15 protein-coding genes are annotated in these 15,545 nt (G+C 50.9%); 5 read left to right on the top strand and 10 right to left on the bottom strand.

Annotation, left to right across the window (positions count from 1 at the left end):
- Positions 1 to 217 precede the first annotated feature (217 nt).
- Positions 218 to 1,009 (bottom strand): class I SAM-dependent methyltransferase, encoded by a 792-nt coding sequence (locus OQ371_RS11050; RefSeq protein ID WP_265993823.1) that lies wholly within the window; start codon positions 1,007 to 1,009, stop codon positions 218 to 220.
- A gap of 185 nt (positions 1,010 to 1,194) precedes the next feature.
- Here OQ371_RS11050 and OQ371_RS11055 point away from each other — a divergent pair, with 185 nt between their 5' ends.
- Positions 1,195 to 2,679, top strand: coding sequence for a hypothetical protein (locus OQ371_RS11055; protein ID WP_265993824.1), 1,485 nt, complete (start codon positions 1,195 to 1,197; stop codon positions 2,677 to 2,679).
- Positions 2,680 to 2,755: 76 nt separating this feature from the next.
- On the opposite strand, the gene OQ371_RS11060 is transcribed toward OQ371_RS11055, so the two are convergent.
- Complete coding sequence (locus OQ371_RS11060; protein ID WP_265993825.1) at positions 2,756 to 3,550, bottom strand: glycosyltransferase family 2 protein; 795 nt, start codon at positions 3,548 to 3,550, stop codon at positions 2,756 to 2,758.
- A gap of 270 nt (positions 3,551 to 3,820) precedes the next feature.
- Here OQ371_RS11060 and OQ371_RS11065 point away from each other — a divergent pair, with 270 nt between their 5' ends.
- The gene (locus OQ371_RS11065; RefSeq protein ID WP_265993826.1) at positions 3,821 to 4,810 is read left to right on the top strand and encodes a ribonucleoside-diphosphate reductase small subunit; all 990 of its coding nucleotides are present in this window, start codon (positions 3,821 to 3,823) and stop codon (positions 4,808 to 4,810) included.
- 112 nt (positions 4,811 to 4,922) lie between these two features.
- Here the strand turns inward: OQ371_RS11065 and OQ371_RS11070 are convergent, their stop codons facing one another.
- Entirely contained in the window at positions 4,923 to 5,933 is a 1,011-nt protein-coding gene (locus tag OQ371_RS11070) for a sterol desaturase family protein (protein WP_265993827.1), read from the bottom strand.
- Positions 5,934 to 6,222: 289 nt separating this feature from the next.
- Between OQ371_RS11070 and OQ371_RS11075 the strand changes: the two genes are divergently transcribed.
- Positions 6,223 to 8,331, top strand: a complete 2,109-nt coding sequence (locus OQ371_RS11075; protein WP_265993828.1) for a peptidylprolyl isomerase — start codon at positions 6,223 to 6,225, stop codon at positions 8,329 to 8,331.
- Positions 8,332 to 8,399: 68 nt separating this feature from the next.
- Here OQ371_RS11075 and rdgB read toward each other — a convergent pair whose 3' ends face one another.
- From rdgB to OQ371_RS11095, 4 genes are all read right to left on the bottom strand, one after another.
- The gene (gene rdgB / locus OQ371_RS11080; RefSeq protein ID WP_265993829.1) at positions 8,400 to 8,975 is read right to left on the bottom strand and encodes an RdgB/HAM1 family non-canonical purine NTP pyrophosphatase; all 576 of its coding nucleotides are present in this window, start codon (positions 8,973 to 8,975) and stop codon (positions 8,400 to 8,402) included.
- 65 nt (positions 8,976 to 9,040) lie between these two features.
- Positions 9,041 to 9,970, bottom strand: a complete 930-nt coding sequence (locus OQ371_RS11085; RefSeq protein ID WP_265993830.1) for an FKBP-type peptidyl-prolyl cis-trans isomerase — start codon at positions 9,968 to 9,970, stop codon at positions 9,041 to 9,043.
- A 104-nt stretch (positions 9,971 to 10,074) separates the two neighbouring features.
- A complete protein-coding gene (locus OQ371_RS11090) occupies positions 10,075 to 10,992 on the bottom strand; it encodes an FKBP-type peptidyl-prolyl cis-trans isomerase (protein ID WP_265993831.1) in 918 nt (305 codons plus the stop codon).
- Between the two features lie 79 nt (positions 10,993 to 11,071).
- On the bottom strand, positions 11,072 to 12,088 hold the full coding sequence (locus OQ371_RS11095) for a DHH family phosphoesterase (RefSeq protein WP_265993832.1): 1,017 nt from the start codon (positions 12,086 to 12,088) through the stop codon (positions 11,072 to 11,074).
- Between the two features lie 109 nt (positions 12,089 to 12,197).
- On the opposite strand from OQ371_RS11095, the gene OQ371_RS11100 reads away from it, so the two are divergent.
- Entirely contained in the window at positions 12,198 to 12,617 is a 420-nt protein-coding gene (locus tag OQ371_RS11100) for a nucleoside-diphosphate kinase (RefSeq protein ID WP_265993833.1), read from the top strand.
- 86 nt (positions 12,618 to 12,703) lie between these two features.
- On the opposite strand, the gene nth is transcribed toward OQ371_RS11100, so the two are convergent.
- From nth to OQ371_RS11115, 3 genes are all read right to left on the bottom strand, one after another.
- Entirely contained in the window at positions 12,704 to 13,378 is a 675-nt protein-coding gene (gene nth, locus OQ371_RS11105) for an endonuclease III (protein ID WP_265993834.1), read from the bottom strand.
- Positions 13,379 to 13,514: 136 nt separating this feature from the next.
- Entirely contained in the window at positions 13,515 to 13,751 is a 237-nt protein-coding gene (locus OQ371_RS11110; protein ID WP_265993835.1) for a hypothetical protein, read from the bottom strand.
- Positions 13,726 to 14,325, bottom strand: coding sequence for an RNA polymerase sigma factor (locus tag OQ371_RS11115; RefSeq protein ID WP_265993836.1), 600 nt, complete (start codon positions 14,323 to 14,325; stop codon positions 13,726 to 13,728). The genes OQ371_RS11110 and OQ371_RS11115 overlap by 26 nt, the downstream gene beginning before the upstream one ends.
- A 527-nt stretch (positions 14,326 to 14,852) precedes the next feature.
- Here OQ371_RS11115 and OQ371_RS11120 point away from each other — a divergent pair.
- Complete coding sequence (locus OQ371_RS11120) at positions 14,853 to 15,545, top strand: YjjG family noncanonical pyrimidine nucleotidase (protein ID WP_265993837.1); 693 nt, start codon at positions 14,853 to 14,855, stop codon at positions 15,543 to 15,545.

Raw genomic sequence — 15,545 nt, forward strand, 5'->3', positions numbered from 1 at the left:
ATTCCTGACCCCCTGAAACGTACTGGCCCGAAGCGAAAACAGGTTGGCACAGCAGCCGGAACGCAGTCACAGGGCGAACCGTTTCGAAGTTTCTAAGCCAATCTGTTTCGGTATGGTCAAAAATCCCACAAAATTAGTGGATGCAGACGAATTCGGAAGAAATTTTTTAAATGTTTTTGTCGTTGTGCCCCCAAATTAGCGCACAACGACAAAAAGGTTAATTTTTTGTGATGGAAAGGAGGTCCTGATAGTCAACGGTATTGTCCCGACCGCACCAGTTACCGAACTGAATGTTCTTGATGGTTAACCCGGCTTTGGCGAAGGCTTCGCGGGCGTAGGTTTCGTCGAAGGCAATCATGCTTTCGGGCAGGTCCTGCAAATGCACCATCGTTTTGTCGGTAAACGGCGTCAGTTGGCGGTCGTATTTGTTTTTGCCCTGGGCGTTCAGCCGGCGGGATTCTTCGTTGAGCAGGAACATAGTGATGTAGCCCCGCGCACCTTTCTTCAACACCCGCGAAATCTCGGCCAGGTACCGCTCAAAATCCGCTTCAAGCATGTGTGTAAACACCGAGTTCAGAATCACCAGATCAAACGTCGACGATTCGAACGGAAACCGCAGTTCGTGGCCCTGCATGGTTCCCTTCGGGTTGTACATTTTATTGTAGACGTTCAGGTGGTGAAAGTTGAAGTGCGGAAACCGCTTGTGAACTTCCTTATTACACCAATCGACGCCCTCTTTTACAATCTCGATTCCATCGTATCCGCCCGGCGGGTTGATGTGTTTGGTCAGCGGAATGGCAACCCGCCCAATACCACTGCCCACGTCCAGCACGCGGTCGGTGGCGTTGAGGCCAACCAGATCCTTGATGTGACTGACCGTTATTTCACCCACTTTCTTGAAATCGCCGTCACCGATAAAAATCATCCGCGATGGGGGGGTAAGCACATCCCGTTCGCCGGTGATGATCTCCAGCTGGTCGATCACCGAAAGCGGAATTATATTTTTCAAGGCGGTCTTTATCGGGTTGGGAATCAGGCTTTTCAGTCCCATTGTCAGAATGCTTTTAGTTTGGAATAGCTCGCAATTTAAACAATACCGCCATTATTTTGTAAACTTATCCCCAGTTTGGCGTTTAAGAAGAAGCTGCGAACTGGCAATCAGAAAAGAACGGGTATTAAATCTCAACGGCGAATATGATGATACGTCGACGTGCATGGGTACTGATTTGGGTGGTGGGTCTGGCGTTGGCAGGCTGTTACAAATACGAAGAGCGGGTCTGGCGAGCGCCCAGCGGAAACGCCCCAGGCTCGGGTTCGGGCAACGGTTCCGGAACCCCCGGCTCCCCGAACAATCCGGGTTCCGGCGGCCCCGGCACTTCCCCGATTACGGGGTTGCCCAATCCGCCGGCGCGACCCTCATACATCGATAACGGGTCGATTCGGCTGAGTGTGGACCTGAACATGGGGGGCGCCATCACGTACCTGGCGTCTTCGGCCAACGGGCAGAATCTGGTCAACAACTGGGATGCGGGCCGGCAGATTCAGGCGTCGTTTTATTCGGGGCCAACGCCCTACGCTCCGAACGGGAAGCAGCCCCACCCGGAATGGAAAGATCTGGGCTGGAACCCCGTTATGTCGGGTGACGTGTACGGCAACCGCTCCAAAGTGCTTGAGTCGCGCAACGACGGCCGGGAGATTTATATCAAAACCGCCCCGATGCTCTGGCCCAACAACAACATACTGGCCGAATGCACCATCGAAACCTGGATCACGCTCAACCAGAATACCGTTAAAATCCGTCACCGACTTAACAACAACCGGACGGATACGAAGCAGTATTCGGCCAAACCGCAGGAATTACCGGCAATTTTCCTGAACGCCCCCTTCCGCAATATCGTATCGTACACCGGTACGAAACCCTTTACCAACGACGCACTGACCAAAACCACGAGCCAGACGGTTAACGAAATTTTTGGGGGCGTGCCGATGCTGTCACCCGAAAGCTGGATGGCGATGGTGAACAATTCCAACTGGGGACTGGCCGTATACAAACCGAAGCATCAGTATTTCGTCGGCGGTACGTTCGGAACCTCTTCTGTGGGGGGCGAATACGACTTTACAACGGCTTACATCACGCCAACCACGTACGAGATTCTGGATCACAACATTCAGTACGACTACGAATATATCCTGATTCTGGGAACGCTCGACCAGATTCGCAGCTACGTGTACGCGCAGCCCCGGCCCCCAAAGGCGCCGGATTACCGTTTTGTAGCCGATCGGCAGTCGTGGTGGTATTATCAGGGAGTGGATCGCGGCTGGCCCATTAAAAACGAACTGGATATCCCGCTCGACAACGGAAATGTGCTGATGATGGGTCCGGGCGAAATGTGGCAGGCCGCCGACATGCCGAAGGTGTACATCCGGGCGGCTTTCAAAACGGATGCTACCCACGCCCGGCTCCGCTGGACGGAACCCTCCGACCCCGAGTTTCTGCCCGAACGGGTGTTTGATTTCCCTATTACCGGCGATGGCCAATACCGGACCTACGAACTGGACATGACGAAAGTACCGGCCTGGAAAGGCACCATCGTGCAACTCGGTTTTGAACCCGCCCTCGGCGAAAAGGGTGGCTCCGGCAAGTGGGCCAAAATTCAGTACATTTCGTCCAAACCGTAAGTCGCTACCAATCCTGACGGCGCGCCGGGAAATCACCGAAACGCTGCTGAAGCCACTCGACGCTCTGTCAAAATCGTTAAGCTCCTTTCGCCGTCGGACGGTCCCGGCGGCTTTCGAGTTCCCGCAGCTTGGCGTATTTCACCACCGGATACATGGCCGAGAAAAGCGACCAGACGAAGCCGGGATACCCGTTCAGGAAATTCTGTTTGAGCAGGTATTCTTTCAGGAAGGTAACCGGAAACCGAAAGACAACCTGGGCCACGGAGCCGTGGCGGCCCCGGCTTTGCAGATCGTGAGCCCCGGCGGTGGTGTAACGGTTGAATTTCTCGAAGTATTCGTGGAGGCTGCCGTAGCTGTCGTGCAGCATATGATGGGTTAATTTGCCAACCGAACCGTTCAGCACCACATCTTCGTGAACCCGCGCCGAGTTGTAATTCCCGAAGCGCTTGTCGAACAGCCGGAGGTGCGGCATTTTGTATTCTCCGCCGTAGCGCATCAGTCGACCCAGAAACACGAGTGAAATCGGCACGTTGAAGCCCCGGAAGCTAAGCGTGCCGGCTTCGGCTTCCGCCAGCCTGAGCTGAATTTCCGACCGGAGTTCAGCAGTAACCACTTCATCGGCGTCAACGACCAGCACCCAAGGATTGCGGGCCTGCTCCACGGCAAATCCTTTTTGCCGACCAAAACCGTCGAAATCGCGGTGCAGGACCCGACAGCCAAACTGCCGGGCAATGGCCAGGGTCTGGTCGGTGCTGCCCGAATCGACCACGACAATTTCATCACACCAGGTTAAGGCCTCCAGAACGGCGGGCAGAATCCGGGCGGAGTTGAGCGTAATCATGACGGCACTGACGGGCGGGGAACCGGACATGGGGAATACAGGCATAAAACAACTAAAAATTCGGGATCGAACTACAAATGACTGTCTTTCAATGTAAAAATCAAATTTTAGCAGATTTCTAAGAAGTTATTGTCCCACAAATTCAACAACTGTTTGATAGTTATGTAGTTATTCCACAAGCACTTGATTAACTACTTTCATCGGTTAAATTTTCGGTTGTATTCCTCCCTCAATCCGATAACTTTGTTAACTCACTTTTTTTGTTCATCACACGTCAAGTTATAAATAAGTCAATAGATCATGGCTCAACCTGAAGCACTCGAACCGATACTGCAAGAGGACCCGCTCCGGTTTGTTCTATTTCCCATCCGGCACCACGACATCTGGAAAATGTACAAGCAGCACGAAGCGTCGTTCTGGACTGCCGAAGAAATTGACCTTTCGCAGGATCAGCGTGACTGGGAAAACCTCAACGACGGCGAACGGCACTTCATTTCCCACGTATTAGCGTTCTTTGCGGCTTCCGACGGGATTGTCAACGAGAACCTGGCGGTCGGTTTTCTGTCGCAGGTGCAATACGCCGAAGCCAAGTGCTTCTACGGTTTCCAGATTATGATGGAAAACATTCACTCGGAAACCTATTCGTTGCTGATTGATACCTACATTAAAAATCCGTCAGAAAAAGACAAGATGCTGCGCGCAATCGATACGATTCCGTGCGTGACGCGAAAAGCCGAATGGGCTATGCGGTGGATCGAGAACGGTTCCTTTGTGGAGCGTCTGCTGGCGTTTGCTGCGGTGGAAGGAATTTTCTTTTCCGGGTCGTTCTGCTCAATTTTCTGGCTCAAAAAACGGGGTCTAATGCCCGGGTTGTCGTTCTCGAACGAGCTGATTTCGCGCGACGAGGGTTTGCACCGCGATTTTGCGTGTTTGCTCTATACCGACCACATCAAGAACAAACTGCCCGAAGAAGATGTCTACGCGATGATTAAAGACGCGGTGAGCATCGAGCAGGAGTTTGTTACCGATGCGCTGCCGGTCTCCCTCATCGGGATGAATGCCGACCTGATGAATCAGTACATCGAATTCGTTGCGGATCACCTGCTGGTATCACTGGGTTTGAAAAAGATTTACAACTCAACCAACCCGTTTGATTTCATGGATATGATTTCGCTGCAAGGGAAAACCAACTTCTTCGAGAAGCGCGTTGGTGAATACCAGAAAGCGGGCGTAATGGGATCAACGAAGGAAAAAGAAGATCAGAAGATTACGTTTGACGCGGATTTTTAATCGGTCACCAAACCGTACCACAAAAAAGAGCCTACTTTTCGGTAGGCTCTTTTCTGTTTTAGAGACGACTATAAACCGTCTGGATTCAGGGGCAGAACGGTTAATGACTTTCTCAGGAAATGTGGACAACGGGCTGGGCGTCGGTAGTCTCCATAAATTCTTTCTTGACAATTTTGGCCGTTTTGTGGTCACCGGTATGGTTCCAGCCGGGCGGCATGATAATGTAAAGCAGCTTGTTTTTCAGGCCGGGCGCTTTCCGCATGTCTTTTGCCAGCGCATAGAATTCACCAAAGTAGACATCCCAGAAATTGCCGCGTTTCATTTCCCGCGTAATTCCGTATTCCATCGGCACTTCTTTCTTCTCGTGTTGCAGCGTTCCGAAGACGTGGTCCCAGATGTTCAGCAGGTTACAGAAGTTGGTGTCCATGTACAGCGGATTCTTGGCGTGATGAACCCGGTGGTGTGAGGGCGTCAGAATGATTTTGTGCAAAAAGCCCAGTCGGCCGTCTTTCAGGACATTCTCACCGATGTGAATCAGGGCGCCCCAGGTGCCGTCGATAAACATGATGAGAAATAACAGGACGGGGTTGACACCCAGCAGGATGCAGATCGTGGTTCGGATGATGTCGGCGTAGGGGGCTTCCAGGAAGAAGTGAGCGTAGGTTACCGACAGGTTCATATCTTCCGGGGCGTGGTGGGTTGAGTGAAGGCACCAGAAAAGCCGTACTTTATGGCCCAGGTAATGGTAGACGAAGTGCGCCAGTTCCCAGACTACGTAACCGTAAAGAAACCAGTACCAAGTCGGGGTGGTGGTGATGATCGCGTATTTTTCAAAGAGACCAATGCACAGCGCCACCATCGCAAAGGAAAGGTATCGTCCGATAAACCGGTTGAAAACAATGATCAGCAATGAAATTTTGTAATTCTCAATCTTGAATCGCTTATAAAAGGCGGCCCGTATAATTTCGATGATCAGCAGCAGCGGAATCAGGGGAGACATAGCCGACCGGATACCCTCCCAGGTTAACAAGGCGGAATAGTCGCCGGATTGGAACATTTTTAGCCATGATCCGACGCCGAAAAAAGAAAGAAATTCGTCGTAAATGGTTTGAAAAAAATCCATTGCCAGTAAGTGGTTTAGTTGAAATACGAAACAAACGTTTCTATTGCAAAAACTATTCAAGCAAAAATACAAATTTTTCTACTTAAGAAGAACCTTTTATGGGATGATTTTGCCCGACTGTCAACCGAACTCAGGCAAATAGAAGCTTCTGATTTGGAAGTTGTTAATGCATTCCGCCGGAACTCGCCTGAATTAAAGTTTTTGACCGTTCTGGTCCGGGTTTTGCCTTGTATTTCTGTGAGAAAAAGTGTTATTTTGCGGGTCAGATTTTTGTGTAACTAACATCGTAATGGCTTTAATTAACAAAATCAGGGAAAAATCGGGCGTCGCGGTAGGTGTCATTGCCGTCAGTTTGATTTTATTTATTGTCGGCGGGGATTTGCTCGGGTCTCGGAGCCTGTTTGGAGGACAGGACCAGACGGTAGGAGAGATTTCCGGACAGAAGATTTCATACCAGGAATACAACGCGAAAGTCGATGAAGCCCGGGCCGCCTACGAGCAGCAAACCGGTCGGCCCGCTACCGAGCAGGATCAGGTGCAGCTCCGTGATCAAGCCTGGAACCAGTTTATTTTAGACATTGCTTACCAGAAAGAGTACGAAGCTCTTGGCCTGGCAGTTACCAGAGAAGAACTAGTCGACATGGTACAGGGCAACTACATCAGCCCGGCCATCCGCCAGACTTTTACGGACCCCAAAACCGGCGCTTTTGATAAAAATACCGTTATTAACTACCTGAAAAGCCTCAAGACCTTGCCGGCTGAACAGCAACTGGCCTGGACGAACTTCGAGCGAAACCTGAGCGCCGACCGCATGCGGACCAAATACGAAAACCTGCTCCGGTTGTCGTCGTTTGTTACCACGGCCGAAGCACAGAAAGAATACCAGGCCCAGAACACCCGCGCGGATGCCAAATTCCTGCTGGTACCTTACTATGTTGTTCCTGATACAACGGTAAAAGTTTCTGACAGCCAGTTACAGGAATACCTCGACAAGCACAAAGACGAATACAAAAGCTTCAACAGCCGAACGCTGCAATACGTGACCTTCCCGGTAGCACCGTCGAAAGAAGACAGCACGGCTTTGTACGACCAAATTAAAAACCTGGCCCGCGGTTTGGCCTCCGCTCCGAATGACTCGTCATATGCCCGGATGAACTCCGATATTCAGGCACCGTTGTATATGACGCTGGGTGAAATGCCAGAGCAACTGAAGGCAACCGTTGGGACGTTTGCTCCGGGTGGGGTATACGGTCCTTACAAAGAAGGTAACACGTATTTTATCTACAAATACGGCGGTACGAAAAGAGATACCAGCTTCACGGTTCGGGCCAGCCACATTCTGATTCGGGCCGCTGGCGGTGACTCTTCCAAAGCCGCAGCCCGCGCCAAGGCCGAAGGTGTTTTGAAGCGGATTCAGGGCGGAGCCAGTTTCGAAGCCCTGGCGGCTGAGAACAGTGAAGACGGATCGCGTCAGCAGGGCGGTGATCTGGGGTACTTCAAAAACAACAACCAGATGGTGAAGCCGTTCCAGGACGCTGTTTTCAGCTTCAACGGAACCGGCTTGATCCCGCGACTGGTCGAAACAGATTTCGGTTTTCACATTATCAAAATAACCGAGCCGAAAACGAATACCCTGTACCGGATTGCAACCATCGGTAAGACCATCACACCGAGCCAGGCTACCCGTGATGAAGTATATCGCAAAGCTGAGCAATTTGCGACCGAAAATAAAACGAAGGCCGATTTTGATGAAAATACCAAAAAAGACAAAAGTCTGGTAGTTGCCACGGCCGAACGTCTTCCGGAAAATGCAACCAGTGTTAACGCCCTGGGTAACGCCCGTGAGCTCGTACGCTGGGCTTTCAACGATGATACGGACATCAACGATGTTTCATCAGCCATTGAAGTTGACGATCAGTACGTTGTAGCAGTTGTAACGGGTGAAACATCCGAAGATGAAGCTTCGGTTGATAACTTCCGGCAGGAGTTGACTACGAAAGTTCGGAACCAGTTGAAAGCTGAACAGATCATTGCCAAGCTGGGTAATGCATCGGGTACGCTCGAGTCAATTGCTCAGAAATACGGTGCTGGTGCTTTGGTTGAAACCGTACCGGACGTCAACATGGCGAACGGTTTTCTGAAAAGCGCGGGCGTTGATCCGCTGGCCGTTGGTAAAATCTTTGGTCTGAAAGCGGGCAAGCGTTCAAAACCGTTTGCGGGTGATGCAGGTGTGATAATCGTGGAAACTACGAAAGTTACCCCGGCTCCGACGGTGGCGGATTACACGGTTTACAAAAACCAGTTGCAGCAAAACGCCAACAGCCGCGCCGGTTTCATGATCAACGAAGCCATTCGTGATAACGCGGATATCAAAGATCGCCGGGCTAAGTTTTATTAATCCCGTCTGAACTATGGCATAAAAAAAGCGACCCGGCCCGGGTCGCTTTTTTTATATACTACAAACCGTTACGGATTCTTCAGAAAGGTGACTAGCTTCTTGAAGGCCTGACCGCGGTGACTGATGTGGGCTTTTTCATCCATGCTCATTTCGGCAAAAGTACGGTCATAACCGTCGGGTTGAAAAACCGGGTCGTAGCCGAAGCCGCCCGTACCGCGTGGCTCGGTCAGGATCTGGCCCTCGGCAACGCCTTCAAAAACGTGGTACTGGCCGTCGAGAACGAGGGTGATGACGGTTCGGAAGCGGGCGCTTCGGTCTGACTTACCGTCCAGGTTGGCCAACAACCGGGTTACGTTGCGCTCGTAGCTCCGTGGATGACCTCCGTAGTAGGCGGAGTGAACCCCCGGCTCACCGTGCAGCGCATCAACTTCCAGACCCGAATCGTCGGCGAAACAATTGATGCGGTACTGGTCCCAGACGTGCGCAGCTTTCTGGCGCGAATTGCCGGGAATGGTATCCTGTGTTTCGGGAATTTCTTCCAGACAGCCAATGTCCTGCAAGGTTTTCAGGTCGAACTGATCACCCAGCATGGCCGAGATTTCGGCCAGTTTGTTGGCATTATTGGTGGCAAAGCAAAGCGTCATAGAGAAAAGGTTAAAAAAATAGGCTGTCCCGTAACGAGGCAGCCTAAAGTTAGAAGGAAGAATGCTTATTTGGCACTCACCACTTCCAATTCAAACGCAAGTGGTGCGTAAGAAGGAATTGATACGGCTCCTGCCGTCTGGCTCTGACGCCCCGTCGGACCGTATCCGATCGAGGACGGCAATACGATGGTGGCTTTTTCACCAACCCGCATTTTCACCAAGGCCTCATCCCAGGCTTGTATCACGGCTCCGGTACCCACACTAAATTCTGTTCCGTTGGCACTGGCATCAAACTGGGTGCCATTCAGGAGCTTACCGGTATATTTCACTTTGGCAGTCTGTCCGGCTTTCACCTGCGCCGAATCCGCCGGTGATTTTTTGGTCAGGAGGAACCGTAGTCCCGATTCTGTTTTTTCGGCGGCTGTCAGTTTATTCGCCACCAGATAATCCTGAATCTGTTCTTCCTCCGTCCGGACGCTAACCACTCTTACGTCGTAGCGAACGGGCGTGTAAGCTGGTAAGAGCAAATTGCCGCTCTTAACGTCGGTCGGGTCGTAGGGAGCCAGTACAATGGCTTCTTCGCCTTCTTTCAGCAGTTGCAGGCTTTGGTAAAGCCGGGCGGTGATGGTGCCTCTGTTTACGGCCCCGATCGTGCTGGTGTTAGGAATCCCGGCCGCTGTTTCTGAACTATCAACAACGACGCTATCCAGCCGGCTTTGCACAAAGTAGTATTTTACTTCATCTCCTTCTACCGCCAACTGCCCGTTCTGAACGGTTTTCGTCCGGATGATGTAAAGGCCGGTTAGCTCGTTTTTCTCCGCCCTTCCTCTAAGGTTGGTTTTATCAAGGTAAGCAAGAATCTCTTCCTCATTTTCGCGACGCTTCCGTTCGTTTAGGGCCTCCCCCGGGTCGGGCTGGCAAGCCATCTGCGCCGTTAAGAGCCCAATCAGTGAAACGGCAAAGCTCCATTTCAGCCAATTCTTCGTTGCATTCATTTTACTCGTATAGATAAAAGTGGTTAGTCTCACGGTTTCTGTTTCTAAACAACGAACCCGATGCGGATTCCGTATCGGGTTCATCGATAGATTTTAGCAACCGCTTACCGGCCGCCCTGCGGCATTTGTGGCATTTGCGGAGGAGTCGGTGCGGCTCCCTTCTTGACGTCAACCAGTTCAACGTCGAACAGGATTACGGAGTTGGGCGGGATGGCACCCGGAGCACCTTCCGTACCGTAGGCCAGACCCGACGGAATAATGATCGTGCCTTTTCCGCCTTTCCGCAGCTGCCGGATACCTTCTTCCCAGCCGGGAATGACGGCACCCTGGCCCAGCGGGAAATCAATACCGGCCTGGGTCTGGGGTTGTTTGTCGGAGCTATCGAATACCTTACCGTCCATCAGCTTGCCGGTGTATTTCACTTTGACCACGTCGCCGGAAGCCGGTTGCGGACCTGCGCCCGGCTGGGTAATGACGAAATATAGACCCGATGCCGTTTTTTGTCCGGCCAGTTTGTTTTTCGCTACGTAGTCCGCGATGGTTTTGGCATCGACGCCTTTTTGTTTTTCCCGGAGCGCTACTTGTGCTTTCTGGAACTCTTCCATTGACTGGATGTCAACCACCTTGATGGTGTAGGCAATGTCGGAGCCTTTCGGAATAAACGGCGGCAGGGGCTGCATGGACCGAGCCGCGATGGAGTCGGCGTTCACGTAAATCGTGGCGCTGTCGCCTTTGCTCAGCAACGCCAGACCTTCTTCCAGGCTGCCTTTGAAGGTAGATGCCTGCAGGGGTTGTTTTACGGGCGAGCCGGTGGTGTAGCTACTGCCGAGCGTCGAGTCCTTGCTGTTTTTAACCGTAATATTAAATGTCATCACGTCGCCGACTTTTGCCTTGCGCGTGTCTTCAACATCTTCGTGAAACTTGTACTTCAGGCCGTTTTCGGTTACTTGCACCCGGTTGTTGTCGCAGGAAGCCAGAGCCGCTACCAGCAGAGAAAGTGTACCAATGGATTTGAGATTCATGAAATTTGAGTTTGTAGTTCGTAGTTTTTGGTTAGAATTTGTGGTTAACTACACACCACAAACAGTATAGTGTTTTAAATTAAACGGATTCTAAGAGTTGTTCCTGATAAGCGGGTAACACATTTAACAGTTTTTCTTCGGTTTCCTGCAAGGTCAGGGTGGTTCGGCCCCCGGCGGCATTTCTGTGGCCTCCGCCGTTGAAATGCTGGCTGGCCAGATCACGCACCGAAAAATCGCCCAGCGACCGGAATGACATTTTCACTTCATCCCCCCGGTCAATCAGAATGGCCGCCATAACGACGCCCTCCACGGCCAGTGCCTGGTTCACCAGCCCCTCCGTATCGCCCATTTTCGACCGGAACCGTTTGAGTTCCGCGTCGGTAATGGTGATGTAGGCAAAGCGGTATTCCGGCAGAACCACCAGCTTCTCCGAAAGCGCGTAGCCGGTAAAGCGGAGTTTGTCCAGCGAAACATTGTCATAGATCCGGCGATGAATGGGGCTGACTTCAATGCCAACATCGATGAGATCAGCCACGACGCGGTGCACATCGCCCGTGGTGCTGGCGTGCCGGAACGACCCCGTATCGGTCATGATACCGGCGTACAGGCATTCGGCGATTGGCACATCGATGAGGGCCTTGTCGCCCATCTGGTCGATCAGCCGGAAAATCAGCTGGGCCGTGGCCGCAGCCGAGGTATCCCAATACGTAAAATCGGCAAACGATTCGGGTTCCAGGTGGTGATCAATCATCACTTTTTTGGCGCGCGACTGCCGTACCAGTGGCTCCAGATCACGGATGCGATTCAAAACCGAAAAGTCAAGGCAAAAAATAACGTCGGCCTGCTCAAACAGTTGCGTTATCTCAACCCGCTTTTTCTCCTCAAATACAATGACTTCGTTGTTTCCGCCGAGCCAGTATAGATTATCGGGGTATTCGGTGGGGGCAACAACCGTTACCCGGTGGTTCCGCTTTTTCAGATAGCCCGCCAGACCCAGCGACGAACCCATGGCATCGGCATCGGGGTTGAGGTGGGTCGTAATCAGCACCGTCTGGGGCTTCTCAATTAAATCACGAATGGCGTCGAAGTCTTGCATTTACAAATCATCCCGCAGGAGCGGGCAAGTATCAATTCACAAAATTACGAAGAATTGTTATCTAATCTTTATACCTTTGAAGCCAAATAATATTTTGGCTCACTTCCTCATGACGACCAACCGTACGTTCACGATGATTAAGCCCGATGCGGTAGCAGAGGGCCATTCCGGCGCAATCATTAAAATCATTGAAGAAGCCGGTTTTCGAATCGTTGCCATCAAGAAAGTTCATCTGACCAAAGAACGCGCCGGGCAGTTCTACGCCGTACACCAGGAGCGTCCTTTCTACGACGGCTTGACAACGTACATGTCGTCGGGACCCATTGTTCCCATGATTCTGGAGAAAGACAATGCCGTGGCGGATTTCCGCAAGCTGATCGGCGCCACCAACCCCGCTCAGGCCGAGGAGGGCACCATCCGGAAGCAGTTTGCCAAGTCAATGGAAGCAAACGCCATTCACGGTTCGGACTCGGACGAGAACGCTAAAATTGAAAGCGACTTTTTCTTTGCCGGACTGGAACAGTTCTAATCGCGTCGTTCAAAAAATGAAGGATTAGCCAGGAGGCCAGCCACGGCGGTGACACATCTAGGTTAATCCTTCCGCATAATTCCGGTCTAGGATGGTTCGCCTTTGACCCGGCGTAGCCCCCGTTCAAGACTCTCGTAATACTTGCAGAAGTGCGACAGGGCGCATTCGGCACACTTTGGAGTGCGGGCAATGCACACGTACCGTCCGTGCAGAATCAGCCAGTGGTGCGCCTTGGGAACGTACTCCTTCGGGATGTAAGGCATCAGGGCTTTCTCAACGGCCAAAGGTGTGGTGGCAGTTATAGGAACCAGCCCCAGTCGGTGCGACACACGAAAAACGTGCGTATCAACGGCCATTGTCGGTTGGTTAAAAATCAGGGACGTAATAACGTGGGCAGTTTTGCGGCCAACCCCCGGCATTTTCTGCAACTCTTCCACTTTTGCCGGGACTTCCGAACCAAACTGTTCGGTCAGCACCTTCGCCATACCGACTAAGTGCTTGGCTTTGTTGTTCGGATAGGACACGCTCCGGATGTAGCCAAAAACCTCCTCAACCGACGCAGCTGCGAGTGATTCGGGGTCGGGAAACCGCTCGAATAATTTGGGAGTCACCTGATTAATCCGCTTATCGGTGCATTGGGCCGATAAGATAACCGCGACCAGTAATTCATACGGATTGCCGTAGTGGAGTTCAGTCTTTGGTTCCGGAAAGTTCGTAATGAAGTAATCGAGAAACAGGCGAAAGCGCTCTTTCTTTTGCATAGAATAAAACAACTACTCACTCCGCTCAACTCAGTTACCTCCGCTTTACGTTGCGAAATAGTTTTGCATTAGTTTCGCAGAGTCAAGCAGAGAAAATCGAGTTGAGCGGAGAAATAAAAACCCGTCAGGCCGTAAATCAGGCAGACGGGTTTGGCGAGTAATTCCTTGAAAAATTCAGGATATTTTGAATCGTGGCGTCCGACGGAGTGCGTTCGATTTTGTTCATCAAACACTTAACCTCCAGCGTATCCAGGTAGAAACTCATTAATTCCGGTTCGGCCATCAGGGCGTCTTCAATCAACAGATTTTCCTCTGCGGAAGTCTCCTCATAGACGTACCGGATCACGTCATCGTTGGTAAAGATTTGTATCATAGTATGGGGAACGTTTGCTTAGTTGCTTTCGCAAATTGATTAAAGCATAACGCATTCTCCCCAATGCCGTATTGATACTGACTCCGGTTGCATCGGCAATTTCTTGGAAACTCATTTCCTCGTAATGCCGCATAATCAGAACCTGACGTTGCTGCTCGGGCAGCCGTTGAATCAGCTCACGCAGATGTTCATGTGTCTCCTGCTTGATCTGCACCGACTCAATTGAATCTTCGGCAAATTCCAGCGTGTTAAACACATTACTACCATCTTCAAACACTACATTGGGGTAGCGTTTTTCCTTCCTAAAAAAATCAATAGCCAGGTTGTGAGCGATCCGAATAATCCAGGGTAAAAATTTCCCCTCTTCGTTGTACTTACCAGATTTAAGGGTTTCGACGGCCTTGATAAAGGTGTCCTGCATTAAATCTTCGGCAACGTACTGGTCTTTTACAATCAGATAAATCGTGGTATAAACTTTCGATTTATGGCGCTGAACCAACTTCTCGAAGGCTTTTTCACTACCGCGGATGTACAGGGATATAAGCTCACTGTCGCTAACCTGCAATTTGTCCATTTTTCAGTAATCAGTTAGGTAACGTAGAGCGTTGTATCGATAGTGTGTGAGCGTTGGGATTTTTAGTGAATGATCTGATTATTTATCTCAAAGTAAAATATTTTCATTGTACTTTGCAATACCCGGAAGAATTATTTTCATAATAATCGGTCAAAATATTGTACTTTATTAGGCGAATCGTAAAAAAACAGCCACTTTTCGGCAACTTTATGATTTGAGCCTTATTTAAAGATTACTTTGTACTTTTTCTTTGCCGGTTACAAATAGACCCCCAAACGTACAAAAGGGTTCGAATCGTTTACAAATCTTTCAGAAAAAATCGGATACAGAACTCTTCCGACATGCAGCCTTTCTCCAGGGGATGTATTCAATATACGAAAACGATCGGCTTCAGGATGAGTAAAGTCCTAAAAACTTATCCAAACGGTTATGGGAAAGTCGGCGGTGTTTTGTATCATCGTTCTACCAACTTAAACGGTATTGAATAGGGAGAGCAGCTTGACGCAACGGCTCCCACCTGGCAGTTTATGTATAAACATCTTTTTTTCGATCTGGATCATACCCTCTGGGATTTTGAGCGTAACTCAACGGAGTCGCTTTGTGAATTGTACGAAACGTTTCGGCTGGCGGAGATTGGCGTGGCGTCGGCCGAGGTGTTCAATCAGCATTTTACCGTCATCAACCGGCAGCTCTGGTCGGATTTCGACAACAACCGCCTGACACACGCCGAAATTCGGGAACGGCGCTTCCGACTGGTCATGGATGCCATCGGCGTGACGGATCATTCCGTGTGCGACGACATGAACGAGCGGTATCTGCAACTGCTCCCCCGCAAACCCCACCTGATGGAGTCGGCAATCGAAGTACTGGAACATCTGAAAGACCGGTATGTGCTGCACATCATTACCAACGGGTTCGATGAAATTCAGGCCCTGAAAATGGCCAGCTCGGGCCTGACTGATTATTTTCAGCACATCATTACGAACCAGAAAGCTGCCGCTAAGAAACCCGATCCGCGTATTTTTCAGTTTGCATTGGAAGCCGCCGGAGCGTCGTTGCGCGAAAGCCTGATGATTGGCGACAACTACGAAGCCGATGTGCGCGGGGCGCTGAATGCCGGCATGGACGTGGTTTACTACAACCTTGCCACCCTGCCGATTGAGGGGCCAAAACCCACGTATGAAATTCAGCACCTGAAAGAACTAATGGCTATTCTGTAG

It is taken from the genome of Larkinella insperata, assembly GCF_026248825.1.
GTDB classification, from domain to species: Bacteria; Bacteroidota; Bacteroidia; order Cytophagales; family Spirosomataceae; genus Larkinella; species Larkinella insperata.

What these genes read in the sequence shown, in the direction of transcription:
- OQ371_RS11065 (WP_265993826.1), top strand. Translation starts at nt 3,821, where the DNA reads ATGGCTCAACCTGAAGCACTCGAACCGATACTGCAAGAGGACCCGCTC.
- OQ371_RS11055 (WP_265993824.1), top strand. Translation starts at nt 1,195, where the DNA reads ATGATGATACGTCGACGTGCATGGGTACTGATTTGGGTGGTGGGTCTG.
- OQ371_RS11085 (WP_265993830.1), bottom strand. Translation starts at nt 9,970, where the DNA reads ATGAATGCAACGAAGAATTGGCTGAAATGGAGCTTTGCCGTTTCACTG.
- OQ371_RS11090 (WP_265993831.1), bottom strand. Translation starts at nt 10,992, where the DNA reads ATGAATCTCAAATCCATTGGTACACTTTCTCTGCTGGTAGCGGCTCTG.
- OQ371_RS11115 (WP_265993836.1), bottom strand. Translation starts at nt 14,325, where the DNA reads ATGGACAAATTGCAGGTTAGCGACAGTGAGCTTATATCCCTGTACATC.
- OQ371_RS11100 (WP_265993833.1), top strand. Translation starts at nt 12,198, where the DNA reads ATGACGACCAACCGTACGTTCACGATGATTAAGCCCGATGCGGTAGCA.
- rdgB (WP_265993829.1), bottom strand. Translation starts at nt 8,975, where the DNA reads ATGACGCTTTGCTTTGCCACCAATAATGCCAACAAACTGGCCGAAATC.
- OQ371_RS11075 (WP_265993828.1), top strand. Translation starts at nt 6,223, where the DNA reads ATGGCTTTAATTAACAAAATCAGGGAAAAATCGGGCGTCGCGGTAGGT.
- OQ371_RS11120 (WP_265993837.1), top strand. Translation starts at nt 14,853, where the DNA reads ATGTATAAACATCTTTTTTTCGATCTGGATCATACCCTCTGGGATTTT.
- OQ371_RS11095 (WP_265993832.1), bottom strand. Translation starts at nt 12,088, where the DNA reads ATGCAAGACTTCGACGCCATTCGTGATTTAATTGAGAAGCCCCAGACG.
- OQ371_RS11110 (WP_265993835.1), bottom strand. Translation starts at nt 13,751, where the DNA reads ATGATACAAATCTTTACCAACGATGACGTGATCCGGTACGTCTATGAG.
- OQ371_RS11060 (WP_265993825.1), bottom strand. Translation starts at nt 3,550, where the DNA reads ATGTCCGGTTCCCCGCCCGTCAGTGCCGTCATGATTACGCTCAACTCC.
- OQ371_RS11070 (WP_265993827.1), bottom strand. Translation starts at nt 5,933, where the DNA reads ATGGATTTTTTTCAAACCATTTACGACGAATTTCTTTCTTTTTTCGGC.
- nth (WP_265993834.1), bottom strand. Translation starts at nt 13,378, where the DNA reads ATGCAAAAGAAAGAGCGCTTTCGCCTGTTTCTCGATTACTTCATTACG.